Genomic DNA, 13,068 nt, shown 5'->3' with positions numbered 1-13,068 from the left:
GGCCGAGACTTTCCGGCCGGGCCCTTCTGGTCGTGCGGGCTACCGCTACTGCTTGCGCAGGCGGAACGTGAGCGCCAGGCCCTCGTCCTCGAACGCCTCGCCGTACGTCTCGTCCGCCTCGCCCTCCGCGTAGTCCACGGCCAGGACCTCCTCGGAGATCAGCGGGGTGTGCTCGGTGAGGGCCTCTGCCGTGGCCGGGGACGTCGTCGTCCAGCGGACGGCGATGCGGTCCGCCACGTCCAGGCCGCTGTTCTTGCGGGCCTCCTGGATCAGGCGGATCGCGTCACGGGCCAGGCCCGCGCGGCGGAGCTCCGGGGTGATCTCCAGGTCCAGGGCGACCGTCGCGCCCGAGTCCGAGGCGACCGACCAGCCCTCGCGCGGGGTCTCCGTGATGATCACCTCGTCGGGGGCGAGGGTGATCTGCTCGCCCTCCACCTCCACCGTCGCCGTGCCTTCGCGCAGGGCGAGGGAGAGCGCTGCCGCGTCCGCCTCGGCCACCGCCTTGGCCACCGCCTGCACGCCCTTGCCGAACCGCTTGCCCAGGGCGCGGAAGTTCGCCTTCGCCGTCGTGTCGACCAGCGAGCCGCCCACCTCGGAGAGCGAGGCGAGGGATGTGACGTTCAGCTCTTCCGTGATCTGCGCCCGAAGGTCGGCGGGCAGTGTGTCGAAGCCGTTCGCCGCTACCAGGGCCCGGGACAGCGGCTGGCGGGTCTTCACTCCCGACTCCGCGCGCGTCGCCCGGCCCAGCTCGACCAGGCGGCGCACCAGCGCCATCTGGGAGGAGAGGGTGGGATCGATGGCGGAGAGATCCGCCTTGGGCCAGGTGGAGAGGTGCACCGACTCCGGGACGTCGGGGGTCACCGGGGCGATCAGGTCCTGCCAGACCCGCTCGGTGATGAACGGGACCAGCGGCGCCATCAGCCGGGTCACCGTCTCGACGACCTCGTGCAGCGTGCGCAGCGCCGCCTTGTCGCCCTGCCAGAAGCGGCGGCGCGAGCGGCGTACGTACCAGTTGGAGAGGTCGTCGACGAACGCCGAGAGCAGCTTGCCGGCGCGCTGGGTGTCGTAACCCTCCATCGCCACCGTCATCTGGTCGACCAGCGCGTTGAGTTCGCTCAGCAGCCAGCGGTCCAGGACCGTGCGGTCCGCGGGGGCCGGGTCGGCCTCGGAGGGGGCCCAGGACGAGGTGCGTGCGTACAGGGCCTGGAAAGCCACCGTGTTCCAGTACGTCAGGAGCGTCTTGCGGACTACCTCCTGGATCGTGCCGTGGCCCACCCGGCGTGCCGCCCACGGGGAGCCGCCCGCCGCCATGAACCACCGCACCGCGTCCGCCCCGTGCTGGTCCATCAGCGGGATCGGCTGGAGGATGTTGCCCAGGTGCTTGGACATCTTGCGGCCGTCCTCGGCGAGGATGTGGCCCAGGCAGACCACGTTCTCGTAGGACGACTTGTCGAAGACCAGCGTTCCTACCGCCATCAGCGTGTAGAACCAGCCGCGAGTCTGGTCGATCGCCTCCGAGATGAACTGCGCCGGGTAACGGCTCTCGAAGATCTCCTTGTTCTTGTACGGGTAGCCCCACTGCGCGAACGGCATCGAACCCGAGTCGTACCAGGCGTCGATGACCTCCGGGACGCGGTACGCCTCCAGCTGGCAGTTCTCGTGCGTGCAGGTGAAGGTGATCTCGTCGATGAAGGGGCGGTGGGGGTCGAGCGACGACTGGTCCGTGCCCGTGAGTTCCGAGAGCTCCGCGCGGGAGCCCACGCACGTCAGGTGGTTGTCCTCGCAGCGCCAGATCGGCAGCGGCGTGCCCCAGTAGCGGTTACGGGAGAGCGCCCAGTCGATGTTGTTGTTCAGCCAGTCGCCGAAGCGGCCGTTCTTGACCGAGTCCGGGAACCAGTTGGTCTTCTCGTTCTCCTGAAGGAGACGGTCCTTGATCGCGGTCGTACGGATGTACCAGGACGGCTGCGCGTAGTAGAGCAGCGCCGTGTGGCAGCGCCAGCAGTGCGGGTAGCTGTGCTCGTACGGGACGTGGCGGAAGAGCTTGCCGCGTGCGTCCAGGTCCGCGGTGAGCGCCTCGTCGGCCTTCTTGAAGAAGACGCCGCCGACTAGCGGGAGGTCTTCTTCGAAGGTGCCGTCGGGGCGGACCGGGTTGACCACCGGGAGGCCGTACGCGCGGCAGACCAGGAGGTCGTCGGCGCCGAACGCGGGGGACTGGTGGACCAGACCCGTACCGTCCTCGGTCGTGACGTACTCGGCGTTGACCACGTAGTGCGCCTCGGCGGGGAAGTCGACCAGGGCGAAGGGGCGCTCGTAGGTCCAGCGCTCCATCTCGGCGCCGGTGAACGACTGGCCGGTCGTCTCCCAGCCCTCGCCGAGCGCCTTCTCCAGGAGGGGTTCGGCGACGACGAGCTTCTCCTCGCCGTTCGTCGCGACGACGTAGCGGACGTCCGGGTGGGCGGCGACGGCCGTGTTGGAGACCAGCGTCCACGGCGTGGTCGTCCAGACCAGGAGCGCCGCCTCGCCGGCCAGCGGGCCGGAGGTGAGGGGGAAGCGGACGAAGACCGAGGGGTCGACGACCGTCTCGTAGCCCTGGGCCAGCTCGTGGTCGGACAGGCCGGTGCCGCAGCGCGGGCACCAGGGGGCGACCCGGTGGTCCTGGACCAGCAGGTCCTTGTTGAAGATCTCCTTGAGCGACCACCACACGGAGTCCACGTACTCCGGGTCCATCGTGCGGTAGGCGTCGTCCAGGTCGACCCAGTAGCCCATGCGGGTCGTCAGCTCGGCGAAGGCGTCGGTGTGCCGGGTCACCGACTCACGGCACTTGGCGTTGAACTCGGCGATGCCGAACGCCTCGATGTCCTTCTTGCCGTTGAAGCCCAGCTCCTTCTCGACCGCGAGCTCGACCGGCAGGCCGTGACAGTCCCAGCCGGCCTTCCGGCCGACGTGGTAGCCCTGCATGGTGCGGAAGCGGGGGAAGACGTCCTTGAAGACGCGGGCCTCGATGTGGTGCGCGCCCGGCATGCCGTTGGCGGTGGGCGGGCCCTCGTAGAAGACCCACTCGGGGCGGCCCTCGGACCGGTCGAGGCTCTTGGCGAAGATCTTGCTCTCGCGCCAGAAGTCGAGCACGGCGTGCTCCAGCGCGGGCAGGTCGACCTGGGCGGGTACCTGGCGGTACTGCGGCGATGTCATGTGCGGCTTCCTCCGGCGGACGTTTTCCACTTCCGTCGGAGGGACGAGAGCCGGATCTGCTCCCGCGGTACCACCCTCCTTGGCCCTGGGCGTATGCCCCTGGCCCCCTCATTGGGGTCGCGATGCCGGGTCTAGTGGCCCTGGACCCGGGGGCGGAACCCACACATCCAAGGCGTTCTTCCGGCGGCTCCGGGGTGATCTTCACGACGCGCTCGCCCCCGGGCTCCCACCGTCCCCGGGTCGCTGCTGGCTGCGTACGACGCTACTCGTCCCATCCACGCCTCTCGCTGGGGCCAGTGTACGGGCCCGTACGGGCGACGGCCGACCGGTTATCGGCGGCGCGCGGGCGTGACCCGAGTGGCGGGACGGGGCGTCCGGACTTCCCGGCGGGGGCCGGTGGCCGGATTACCGGGCGGGGAGCTGGGAACAACGGAGGCAGGCGCGCCACGACCGGATACGGGGAGGGGCCAGAAGGCGGCGTGCCCCGTTGCCGCGGGGCTGGAGTCGATTTATCGTCCCAGCACGATTCGCGAGCAAGATCACAATATGTGAAGGGGCCGCGGCCATGGTGGCGAAGAAGACGGCGGAAGAGACCGCGGCCGAGCACGACGGCACCCACGAGCCACCGGCCGACCAGGAGGCCGCGCCCGCGAAGAGGACGGCGAAGAAGGCTGCCGCCAGGAAGACGGCGGCCAAGAAGACGGCGGCGAAGAAGACCGTGGCCAAGAAGGCCGCAGCGAAGAAGGCGACGGTCGGCGAGAAGACCGTCGCCAAGAAGACCGCCGCCAAGAAGAGCGCGGCCAAGAAGGCGTCGAAAAAGGCCGCAACGGCGGCCACGGAGGCGGCCCCGGCCGCCGAGCAGACGGGAGCCCACACGGTGGTAGCCAAGAAGAGCGCGAGTCGTCCCGCAGCAGGCGGACAGGCCACGGCCCCCGTGCCGCCGGCCCGCGCCGCCGCCCCCGACGAGCTGGCCGTCCGGCCCGGGGAGGACCCCTGGACGCCCGAGGAGGTCACCGAGGCGCGGACGCTGCTGACCAGCGAGACGCTGCGGCTCCGCAGCGAGCTGGAGGCCTCCGGCGCGGCGCTCGCCGGGCTGATGCGGGACTCCGGCGACGGCGCGGGCGACGACGAGGCCGACACCGGCACCAAGAACATCACCCGCGAGCACGAGCTGTCGCTCGCCGCCAACGCCCAGGAGATGCTGGAGCAGACCGAACGGGCGCTGGCCCGTCTGGAGGCGGGGACGTACGGGCTCTGCGAGATCTGCGGCAAACCGATCGGCAAGGCGCGGATGCAGGCCTTCCCCCGGGCCACCCTGTGCGTCGAGGACAAACAGAAGCAGGAGCGGCGCGGCTGATCCGCACAGGTGTGTCGTACCCTCGTCCTCAGTCAGGCACCTAGGTCGAGGGATTCACGTGGCAGAGGCGGAGCGCATCATCGGTACGCCGGAAAATCCCGATGCCGAGGGCACGGACGAAGGCGGCAGTACGGCCGCCGACGCCGCCGTGAACGCGGGCCGGGGCAAGCGGAAGGTCCTCGTTCTCCTGAGCGTGGCCGTCGTGGCCTATCTCCTGGACCTGGTCACCAAGATGATCGTGGTCGCGAAGCTGGAGCACCAGCCGCCGATCGACATCATCGGCGACTGGCTGCAGTTCCGGGCGATCCGGAACGCGGGCGCCGCCTTCGGGTTCGGCGAGGCGTTCACGGTGATCTTCACCATCATCGCCGCCGGCGTGATCGTGGTGATCGTCCGGCTGGCCCGCAAGCTCTACAGCCTGCCGTGGGCCATCGCCCTGGGCCTCCTCCTGGGCGGTGCGCTCGGCAACCTCACCGACCGGCTCTTCCGGGCCCCCGGCGTGTTCGAGGGCGCGGTGGTGGACTTCATCGCCCCCAAGCACTTCGCCGTCTTCAACCTCGCCGACTCCGCCATCGTGTGCGGCGGCATCCTCATCGTGATCCTCTCCTTCAAGGGCCTGGACCCCGACGGGACCGTGCACAAGGACTGACCGGGGCCGGGCTGCGCGGAGAGCCTTCCGCGCAAGGCATACTCGACAGGTGAGTACGCACCCCGAGATCCGCACCCTGCCCGTACCGGACGGCCTGGAAGGCGAGCGCGTCGACGCCGCCATCTCCAGGATGTTCGGTTTCTCCCGCACCAAGGCCGCCGAGCTGGCCGCAGCCGGGAAGGTCCAGGTGGACGGTTCGGTGGCCGGGAAGTCCGAGCGGGTCCACGGGGGCGCCTGGCTGGAAGTGGAGATGCCGCAGGCGGCCGCTCCCGTCCAGATCGTCGCCGAGCCCGTCGAGGGCATGGAGATCGTCCACGACGACGACGACATCGTCGTCATCATGAAGCCGGTCGGCGTCGCCGCCCACCCCAGCCCCGGCTGGACCGGCACCACCGTCATCGGCGGCCTCGCCGCCGCCGGCTACCGGATCTCCACGTCCGGCGCCGCCGAGCGCCAGGGCATCGTGCACCGCCTCGACGTCGGCACCTCCGGCCTGATGGTCGTCGCCAAGTCCGAGCGCGCCTACACCCTGCTCAAGGCCCAGTTCCGCGACCGGATCGTCGACAAGAAGTACCACGCCCTCGTCCAGGGCCACCCGGACCCGATGAGCGGCACCATCGACGCCCCCATCGGCCGCCACCCCAACCACGACTACAAGTGGGCGGTCACCGCCGAGGGCAAGCCGTCGGTGACCCACTACGACCTGATCGAGGCCTACCGCGCCGCCAGCCTCCTCGACATCAAGCTGGAGACCGGCCGCACCCACCAGATCCGGGTCCACATGTCCGCCCACCGCCACCCCTGCGTCGGCGACCTCACCTACGGCGCGGACCCGACGCTGGCCAAGCGCCTCGGACTGACCCGCCAGTGGCTGCACGCCGTGCGCCTGGGCTTCGAGCACCCGAGCGACGGCGGCTGGGTGGAGTTCTCCAGCACCTACCCGGCCGACCTCCAGCACGCCCTCGACACCATCTCCGCGGAGAGCCAGTGAGCTCCGTCCCCACCCCGTACAGCACCCGCAGGGCCGTCGAGGAGAGCGACCTCCAGGCCTGCTTCCAGGTCCGCAAGGACGTCTTCGTCGGTGAGCAGAACGTGCCCGAGGAGCTGGAGTACGACGCCCACGACGCGACCGCCGTGCATGTCCTGGCCGTCGCGGCGGACGGCACCGCGCTCGGCACGGGCCGACTGCTGCACGGCGCGGACGCGGCCGGGAGGACCGGCGGCGATCTCACCGTCGGCTCGCTGGGCCGGCTCGCCGTGAGCCGGGAGGCCCGCGGCCTCGGCGTCGGCGCGGCCCTCGTCGTGGCCATCGAGGACGAGGCGCGGAAGCTGGGCCTGGCCGCCGTCGACCTGCACGCCCAGACCCACGCCCTCGGCTTCTACGAGCGGCTCGGATATGTCGCGTACGGCCCCGAGTTCCCCGACGCGGGCATGCCGCACCGGGCGATGCGGCGGGAGATCCGCCCGGCCTGAGCGCCGCCCGGGCGCCGGAAGCGGGAGTGAGCGCGGGGGGTATCGGCTGAATCGCGCAGGTCGCGTGGCAGGGTGGGAGTCCTTGTTCGGCCGCTCGTGACGTGCCGGACCCGCACGCTCCGGAAGGCACCTCGTGGAACAGATGTCCCTGCTGCTCCTGCTGTTGCTCGGAGCCGTGGTCACCGTGCCGCTCGGAGCACGGCTGGGGCTGCCGGCGCCGGTGCTGATGACGCTCGTCGGCATCGCGATGGCGTTCATGCCGTTCGTGCCGAACGTCGACGTCCCGCCGGAGATCATCCTTCCCGCCCTGCTGCCGCCGCTGCTCTACGCCACCGTGCAGCGCACCTCCTGGCGGCAGTTCGCCGCCAACAGACGCCCGATCTTCCTGCTGGCCGTGGCCCTCGTCTTCGTCACCACGGCCGCCGTCGCCGCGGTCGCCAACTCCATCGTGCCGGGGCTGCCCATCGCCGCGGCCGTCGCCCTCGGCGCGCTCGTCGCCCCGCCCGACCCGGTCGCGGCCACCGCCGTGGCCGGCTCCGTGGGGCTGCCGCGCCGGCTGGTGTCGATCCTGGAGGGCGAGGGGCTCTTCAACGACGTGACCGCCATCGTGCTCTACCACGTGGCCATCGCCGCCGCCGTCAGCGGCACCTTCTCGCTCCCCGAGGCCTTCGGGCTGCTGGTCCTCTCCGCCGTCGTCGCGGTCGCCGTCGGCCTCGCGCTCGGCTGGCTCACCATCAAGCTGATGAACCTGCTCGGCGACGCCACCCTCCAGGTCGGCCTGACCCTGCTGGTGCCCTTCGTCGCGTACGTCCTCGCGGAGGAGCTGATGGGCTCCGGCGTGCTGGCCGTCCTGACCATCGCGCTGTTCCTCGCCGAGCACACCGCCGACGCCGACGACGTGCTCGGCCGGCTCACCGGACGCACCTTCTGGGACATCGTCGACACCCTGGTCACCGGCGTCGCCTTCGGGCTCATCGGCCTGGAGCTGCACACCGTGTTCGGCACCGCCGACGGGCACGCCCTGGAGATGGTCGGCTGGGGGCTCGCGATCGTCGCCGTCGTCGTCGGCGTACGGCTGCTGTGGCTGCTGCCCGCGACCTGGCTGGCCAAGAAGCTGCACACCCGGCGCGACGTCAGCGAGGAGATCCCCACCAGCTGGCGGGAGACCGTCGTGATGTGGTGGGCCGGGATGCGCGGGGTGGCCTCCGTCGCCCTGGCGCTGGCGATCCCGCTGGAGACCGACGACGGGCAGCCCTTCCCCGGGCGCGACGAGATCATCTTCATCGCGTTCGCCGTGATCATGGCCACCCTGGTCTTCCAGGGGCTCACCCTGCCCTGGCTGGTGCGGAAGCTGAAGGTCCGGGCCGACACCGACGCCGAGGAGGCGCTGGAGCGGGACCTCGCCATCCGGGCCGCCAAGGCCGCCAAGTACCGCCTGAAGGAGATCCAGGAGGTCGAGGACTTCCCCGAGGAGGTCGTGGAGCGGCTCCAGCGCGCCGCGTACGACATCGGGGCCCGGATCAGCCCGGACATGGTCGACGAGGAGCGCCGCGAGGCCTACGCCAAGCGCGCCGAGCGCTTCAAGGCGGTCAGCCGGGTCCAGCGCGAGATGATGTCGGCCGCCCGCCACGAGGTGCTCTCCGCGCGCAGCGAGCCCGGCTCCGACCCGGAGGTCGTGGACCGGGTGCTGCGGTATCTGGACTTCCGCTCGCTGCGCTGAGCCGCCCCGTCCGCTCCCCGGGGGCCGGCGGCTTCAGCCGCGGCCCGTGCGCGGGGCCTTGGAGTCGCCCCGGTCGGCGGGCGGCGACGTGCCGTTGCGGCCGGGCCGGCCGGCGGAGCCCGTCAGCTCCGCCCACTGCTCGCCCGGCGGCAGTACGGCGGGCGCGGTGGCGATCCGCGGCAGCGCGTACGGATGGTGGTCGCGCAGCCAGCCGATCAGCTGCTCGCGGACCGCGCAGCGCACCGTCCAGATGTCGTCCGCGTCCTTCGCCGTGACCACCGCCCGCACCTGGATCGTGGACGGCGTCGTGTCGGTGACGGCCAGCGACCAGTCCCGGCCGTCCCAGGCCGCGATGTCGCCGAGCAGGTCCCGCAGCTTCTCCCGCATCGCGGCGACCGGGGCGGAGTGGTCGAGGTGGAAGAAGACCGTGCCGGTCATCTGCACCCCGCCGCGCGACCAGTTCTCGAACGGCTGGCTGGTGAAGTACGAGACCGGCATCGTGATCCGCCGCTCGTCCCAGGTCCGTACCGCCAGGAACGTCAGGGTGATCTCGTCGATCGTGCCCCACTCGCCGTCCACCACCACGGTGTCGCCGATCCGCACCATGTCGCCGAACGCGATCTGGAGCCCGGCGAAGAGGTTGCCGAGCGTGGACTGGGCGGCGACGCCCGCGACGATGCCGAGCAGCCCGGCCGAGGCGAGCATCGACGTGCCGACCGCCCGCATCGGAGGGAACGTCAGCAGCATCGCGGCGATGGCGACCACCGTCACCACCGCGATGACCACCCGCTGGATCAGCGTCACCTGCGTACGGACCCGGCGGACCCGGGCCGGGTCGCGGGTGGCCGTGGCGTACCGGGCGTAGCTGGCCTCCACGACCGTCGCCGCGATCCGCACCACCAGCCAGGCGGACGCGCCGATCAGCACCAGGGTCAGCACCTGGCCGATCCCGGCCCGGTGGTCCCACACCCAGTCGATCTTCGTCTGGCGGTAGCTGCCGCGCAGCAGCGCCGTGATGACCACCACCTGCAACGGGGGCCGGCAGCGCCGCAGCAGCCCCCACAGCGGGGTCTCCTGGTGACGGCTGTCGGCCCGCCGCAGCAGCAGGTCGACCAGCCAGCCGATCAGCAGGGTGATCACCACGGAACCGCCGATGACGACCAGCGGGCGCAGCACGCTCTCCATGGACTCGTCCTCCTGGCTGTAGGGCGGACCTCAGGGCACGAATGGCACCATGGGCCTCATGAACATCATGCTTTTCCACTCGACGTACGGGCTCACGCCCGCCGTGCACGCCGCGGCCGCGCGCCTCAGGGACGCCGGCCATGAGGTGCGCGTGCCCGATCTGTTCGAGGGGCACACCTTTGACACGGTGGAAGAGGGCATGGCGTACAAGGACGAGATCGGCAAGGACGAGCTGCTCAAGCGCGCCGTGCTGGCCGCCGCGCCCTACTCCGACCAGGGGCTCGTCTACGCCGGCTTCTCCCTCGGCGCGGCGACCGCGCAGACCCTGGCGCTGGGCGACGCGAAGGCGCGTGGGCTGCTGCTGTTCCACGGCACCTCGGACATCGCCGAGAACGCCACCGTGGACGAGCTGCCCGTCCAGCTGCACGTCGCGGACCCGGACCCCTTCGAGTCCCAGGACTGGCTCAACAGCTGGTACCTCCAGATGCAGCGGACCGGCGCGGACGTGGAGGTCTACCGCTACCCCGGGGCCGGGCACCTGTTCACCGACCCCGACCGGCACGACTACGACCAGGCGGCCGCCGAGCAGACCTGGAAGGTCGCGCTCGGCTTCCTGGCCACCCTGTAGGGGCGCTCCGGCGCGCTCAGCGCACCGGGCGGTCGGCCCGCTCGACGCGCTGGGTGCCCCGGCGGGTGCGGTAGGAGCGGGTCCAGGCGGTGGTGGCCGCGCGGTCCGTCCGGTCGGACAGCGTGTAGTAGTCCATCTGCGCCCGCTCGGCGGTGACGTCCAGCACCCCGTAACCGTGCCCGTCCATGTCCACCCACTTCACATGGCGGTTGGCCGCCCGCACGGCCGCCGCCGCGACCACGGACACGGTCCCCGGCGCGACCCGCAGGATGTCGTCGAGGTTGTCGGAGGTCACCGACGTGACGACGAACTCCGTGGCGGCCGACGCCGACAGCGGATACGTGGCCGCCTTCACGGGTACGTCGTTGGCCCAGGCCATGTGGATGTCGCCGGTCAGGAACACCGTGTCGGCGACGCCCCGGTCCCGCAGATGCGCGATCAGCTCCTTGCGGTCGTCGGTGTAGCCGTCCCACTGGTCGACGTTGACCGCCAGGCCCTCCTTCGGCAGGCCCAGCAGTCCGGCCAGCGGCTCCAGCAGATGCGCGGGGAGCGCGCCGAAGGCGACCGGCGAGATCATCACCGATGTGCCGACCAGCTTCCAGGCCGCGTCCGACCCGGCCAGCCCCGCCTTCAGCCAGTCCAACTGGGCCCGGCCGGTGACCGTGCGCTCCGGATCGTCCACCGACCCGCTGCCGATCGACGCCTGCTCGGAGCGGAAGCTGCGCAGATCCAGCAGATGGAGCTCGGCGAGCCGCCCGAACCGCAGCCGCCGGTAGACGGTCCCCTCGGTGGAGGCGCGCACCGGCATCCACTCGAAGTAGGCCTGCTTGGCCGCCGCCACCCGCTGCTCCCAGGCCCCCTCCGCGCCCGGCGTGTGGTTCTCCGCGCCGCCCGACCAGGCGTCGTTGGCGAACTCGTGGTCGTCCCAGATCGCGATGACCGGGTGGGCCGCGTGCAGCGCCTGGAGGTCGGCGTCGGTCTTGTAGTTCCCGTGCCGGGTGCGGTAGTCGGCGAGGTCCAGGATCTCGTGGGCGGGCCGGTGTTCGCGCACCGTGCCCCGCGCCGGGTACGCGCCGGTCCCGTACTCGTAGAGGTAGTCGCCCAGGTGCACGACCGCGTCCAGGTCGGGCCGGGCGGCGAGATGCCGGTACGCGGAGAACCAGCCGGCCTCCCAGTTGGCGCAGGACACCACGCCGAACCGGATGCCGGGCACGGTGGCGTCGGCCGCGGGCGCGGTGCGGGTGCGGCCGACGGGGGAGACCGCACCGTCGGCGTCGCCCGCCGTGAAGCGGAACCAGTACGCGGTGGCCGGCCGCAGCCCCCGGACGTCGGCCTTCACTGTGTGGTCGGAGGGGGCCGAGGCCGTCGTCGTGCCGGTCGCGGATATCCGGGTGAACTCCCGGTCCTCGGCGACCTCCCAGCGCACCGGGGTGTCCGGTCCGAGCCCCGAGCCGGGCTCCGCGCCGGGCTCGGGAGTGACGCGCGTCCACAGCAGGACGCCGTCGGGCAGTGGGTCGCCGGAGGCGACGCCGTGCAGGAAAGCGGGGGCCGCTGCCGCCCGCGCGGGGGTCGCGGAGGTGATGGACGCGGTGGCGAGCACGGGGACGGCGGCGGCGCTCGCGGCGGCGGCCCGTACGACGGTGCGGCGGCTCGGCGAGGAAAGGTGTCGACTGGTCACGGCCGATCACCCTACGGGCGCGTACGGCGAACGGGCGGGCGAACAGAGGAAGTTCGCCCGCCCGTTGGGAAACGGTCGCCGGCCGGTGGCCCGCCGGACCCCGGGCCGGGCCCCGGAGCGCGGAGCCCGGCCCGGGAGGTGTTACGCCTTGAGCGCCTTGTCGATGGCCTTCGTGAACTCGTCGGCCGTCATCGGGGCGTTCTCGCTGCCCTCGCTGGTGACCTTCTTGCCGTCCATCTTCACCGTCGGCGTGCCCTGCACACCGCTCTTGTCGAAGGTCTTGGACATCTTCATCGCCCAGGCGTCGAAGGTGCCGTCCTCGACGTTCTTCTGGAAGGCCTTGTTCCCCTTCAGCGCGTCGACCGAGTCCGCGACCTCGATCAGATAGCTGTCCTTGGCGAACTTGTCGTCGCTCTCCTCGGGGTGGAACTTCGCGGAGTACAGCGCGGCCTTGTACTCCAGGAACGCCTCGGGGCTCACGTCCAGCGCCGCACCGAGCGCGCTCAGGGCGTTCTTGGAGCCCTCGCCGTTGTCGGTGTTGTCGATGAAGGTCGCGCCGATGTACTTGACCTTGTACTTGCCGGCCTCGACGTCCTTCGAGACGGTCTCGCCGACGCCCTGCTCGAACGTGGCGCAGACCGGGCAGCGCGAGTCCTCGTACAGCTCCAGGGTCTTCTTCGCGCCCGGCTCGCCGACCACCACGGTGGTGCCGTCCTTGCCCGAGGTGTTCTTCGGCGCGGTGACGTTCTTCGCGTCCGCGGCCGCCTCCCAGGCGTCCGGCTTGTTCAGCTGCGCCACGCCGTAGGCGATGCCGCCGAACACGGCGAGGGCGGCGACGACCGAACCCGCCACGACGAGCTGCTTGCGGGTCTTGTCCTTCTTGGCCTGACGCTCGCGCTCGGCGCGCAGCCGCTCGCGGGCCGCCGCCTTGTTCGCCTGGGTGTTCCGCTTGCTCATGATCGTTCTCCGTGAGTGCGTGTTGCTACGTGTGGGGAGTGGGCCTGCCGCGTATCGCGTGTCGCCGTGCCCTCAGGCAGCGGCGTACAGCGCGGACGGCGGGCCCCTGCGGCCCACACAGCGCACGAGGAAGCGGGCGGTCAGCGGCGGGTGCGGACGCCCGGCGGGCCGGGCCCGGCGGGCCGCGGACCGGACGCCCGCGCGCACCACGGCGACCGCGGTCAGCAGCGGC

At 71.5% G+C, this 13,068-nt stretch carries 10 protein-coding genes; 6 read left to right on the top strand and 4 right to left on the bottom strand.

The features are described 5' to 3' along the window. Positions 1-45: 45 nt before the first annotated feature. On the bottom strand, positions 46-3,189 hold the full coding sequence (gene ileS / locus G3I54_RS03905; RefSeq protein WP_164611120.1) for an isoleucine--tRNA ligase: 3,144 nt from the start codon (positions 3,187-3,189) through the stop codon (positions 46-48). A gap of 565 nt (positions 3,190-3,754) precedes the next feature. On the opposite strand from ileS, the gene G3I54_RS03900 reads away from it, so the two are divergent. From G3I54_RS03900 to G3I54_RS03880, 5 genes are all read left to right on the top strand, one after another. After that, complete coding sequence (locus G3I54_RS03900) at positions 3,755-4,546, top strand: TraR/DksA C4-type zinc finger protein (RefSeq protein ID WP_164611118.1); 792 nt, start codon at positions 3,755-3,757, stop codon at positions 4,544-4,546. A gap of 58 nt (positions 4,547-4,604) precedes the next feature. Beyond that, the gene (gene lspA, locus G3I54_RS03895; RefSeq protein ID WP_164611116.1) at positions 4,605-5,195 is read left to right on the top strand and encodes a signal peptidase II; all 591 of its coding nucleotides are present in this window, start codon (positions 4,605-4,607) and stop codon (positions 5,193-5,195) included. A 49-nt stretch (positions 5,196-5,244) separates the two neighbouring features. Then, the gene (locus tag G3I54_RS03890; RefSeq protein WP_164611114.1) at positions 5,245-6,186 is read left to right on the top strand and encodes an RluA family pseudouridine synthase; all 942 of its coding nucleotides are present in this window, start codon (positions 5,245-5,247) and stop codon (positions 6,184-6,186) included. Further along, positions 6,183-6,668 carry a GNAT family N-acetyltransferase gene (locus G3I54_RS03885; protein ID WP_164611112.1) on the top strand — a complete coding sequence of 162 codons (486 nt, stop codon included), beginning with the start codon at positions 6,183-6,185 and terminating at the stop codon, positions 6,666-6,668. The genes G3I54_RS03890 and G3I54_RS03885 overlap by 4 nt, the downstream gene beginning before the upstream one ends. A 133-nt stretch (positions 6,669-6,801) precedes the next feature. Next, entirely contained in the window at positions 6,802-8,388 is a 1,587-nt protein-coding gene (locus G3I54_RS03880; RefSeq protein WP_164611110.1) for a Na+/H+ antiporter, read from the top strand. Positions 8,389-8,421: 33 nt separating this feature from the next. Here G3I54_RS03880 and G3I54_RS03875 read toward each other — a convergent pair whose 3' ends face one another. Beyond that, a complete protein-coding gene (locus G3I54_RS03875) occupies positions 8,422-9,573 on the bottom strand; it encodes a mechanosensitive ion channel domain-containing protein (RefSeq protein WP_164611108.1) in 1,152 nt (383 codons plus the stop codon). A gap of 49 nt (positions 9,574-9,622) precedes the next feature. On the opposite strand from G3I54_RS03875, the gene G3I54_RS03870 reads away from it, so the two are divergent. Beyond that, entirely contained in the window at positions 9,623-10,201 is a 579-nt protein-coding gene (locus G3I54_RS03870; protein WP_164611106.1) for a dienelactone hydrolase family protein, read from the top strand. 16 nt (positions 10,202-10,217) lie between these two features. Here the strand turns inward: G3I54_RS03870 and G3I54_RS03865 are convergent, their stop codons facing one another. Both G3I54_RS03865 and G3I54_RS03860 read right to left on the bottom strand, forming a co-directional pair. Then, positions 10,218-11,879, bottom strand: a complete 1,662-nt coding sequence (locus tag G3I54_RS03865; protein ID WP_164611104.1) for an alkaline phosphatase D family protein — start codon at positions 11,877-11,879, stop codon at positions 10,218-10,220. A 141-nt stretch (positions 11,880-12,020) separates the two neighbouring features. Further along, positions 12,021-12,836 carry a DsbA family protein gene (locus tag G3I54_RS03860; protein ID WP_164611102.1) on the bottom strand — a complete coding sequence of 272 codons (816 nt, stop codon included), beginning with the start codon at positions 12,834-12,836 and terminating at the stop codon, positions 12,021-12,023. Positions 12,837-13,068 lie beyond the last annotated feature (232 nt).

The sequence above is a fragment of the Streptomyces sp. SID14515 genome (assembly GCF_010548505.1).
Lineage (GTDB): Bacteria > Actinomycetota > Actinomycetes > Streptomycetales > Streptomycetaceae > Streptomyces > Streptomyces caviscabies.
This window is presented reverse-complemented; position numbering and strand designations above follow the sequence as displayed.

What these genes read in the sequence shown, in the direction of transcription:
- G3I54_RS03870 (WP_164611106.1), top strand. Translation starts at nt 9,623, where the DNA reads ATGGGCCTCATGAACATCATGCTTTTCCACTCGACGTACGGGCTCACG.
- G3I54_RS03875 (WP_164611108.1), bottom strand. Translation starts at nt 9,573, where the DNA reads ATGGAGAGCGTGCTGCGCCCGCTGGTCGTCATCGGCGGTTCCGTGGTG.
- G3I54_RS03900 (WP_164611118.1), top strand. Translation starts at nt 3,755, where the DNA reads ATGGTGGCGAAGAAGACGGCGGAAGAGACCGCGGCCGAGCACGACGGC.
- G3I54_RS03860 (WP_164611102.1), bottom strand. Translation starts at nt 12,836, where the DNA reads ATGAGCAAGCGGAACACCCAGGCGAACAAGGCGGCGGCCCGCGAGCGG.
- ileS (WP_164611120.1), bottom strand. Translation starts at nt 3,189, where the DNA reads ATGACATCGCCGCAGTACCGCCAGGTACCCGCCCAGGTCGACCTGCCC.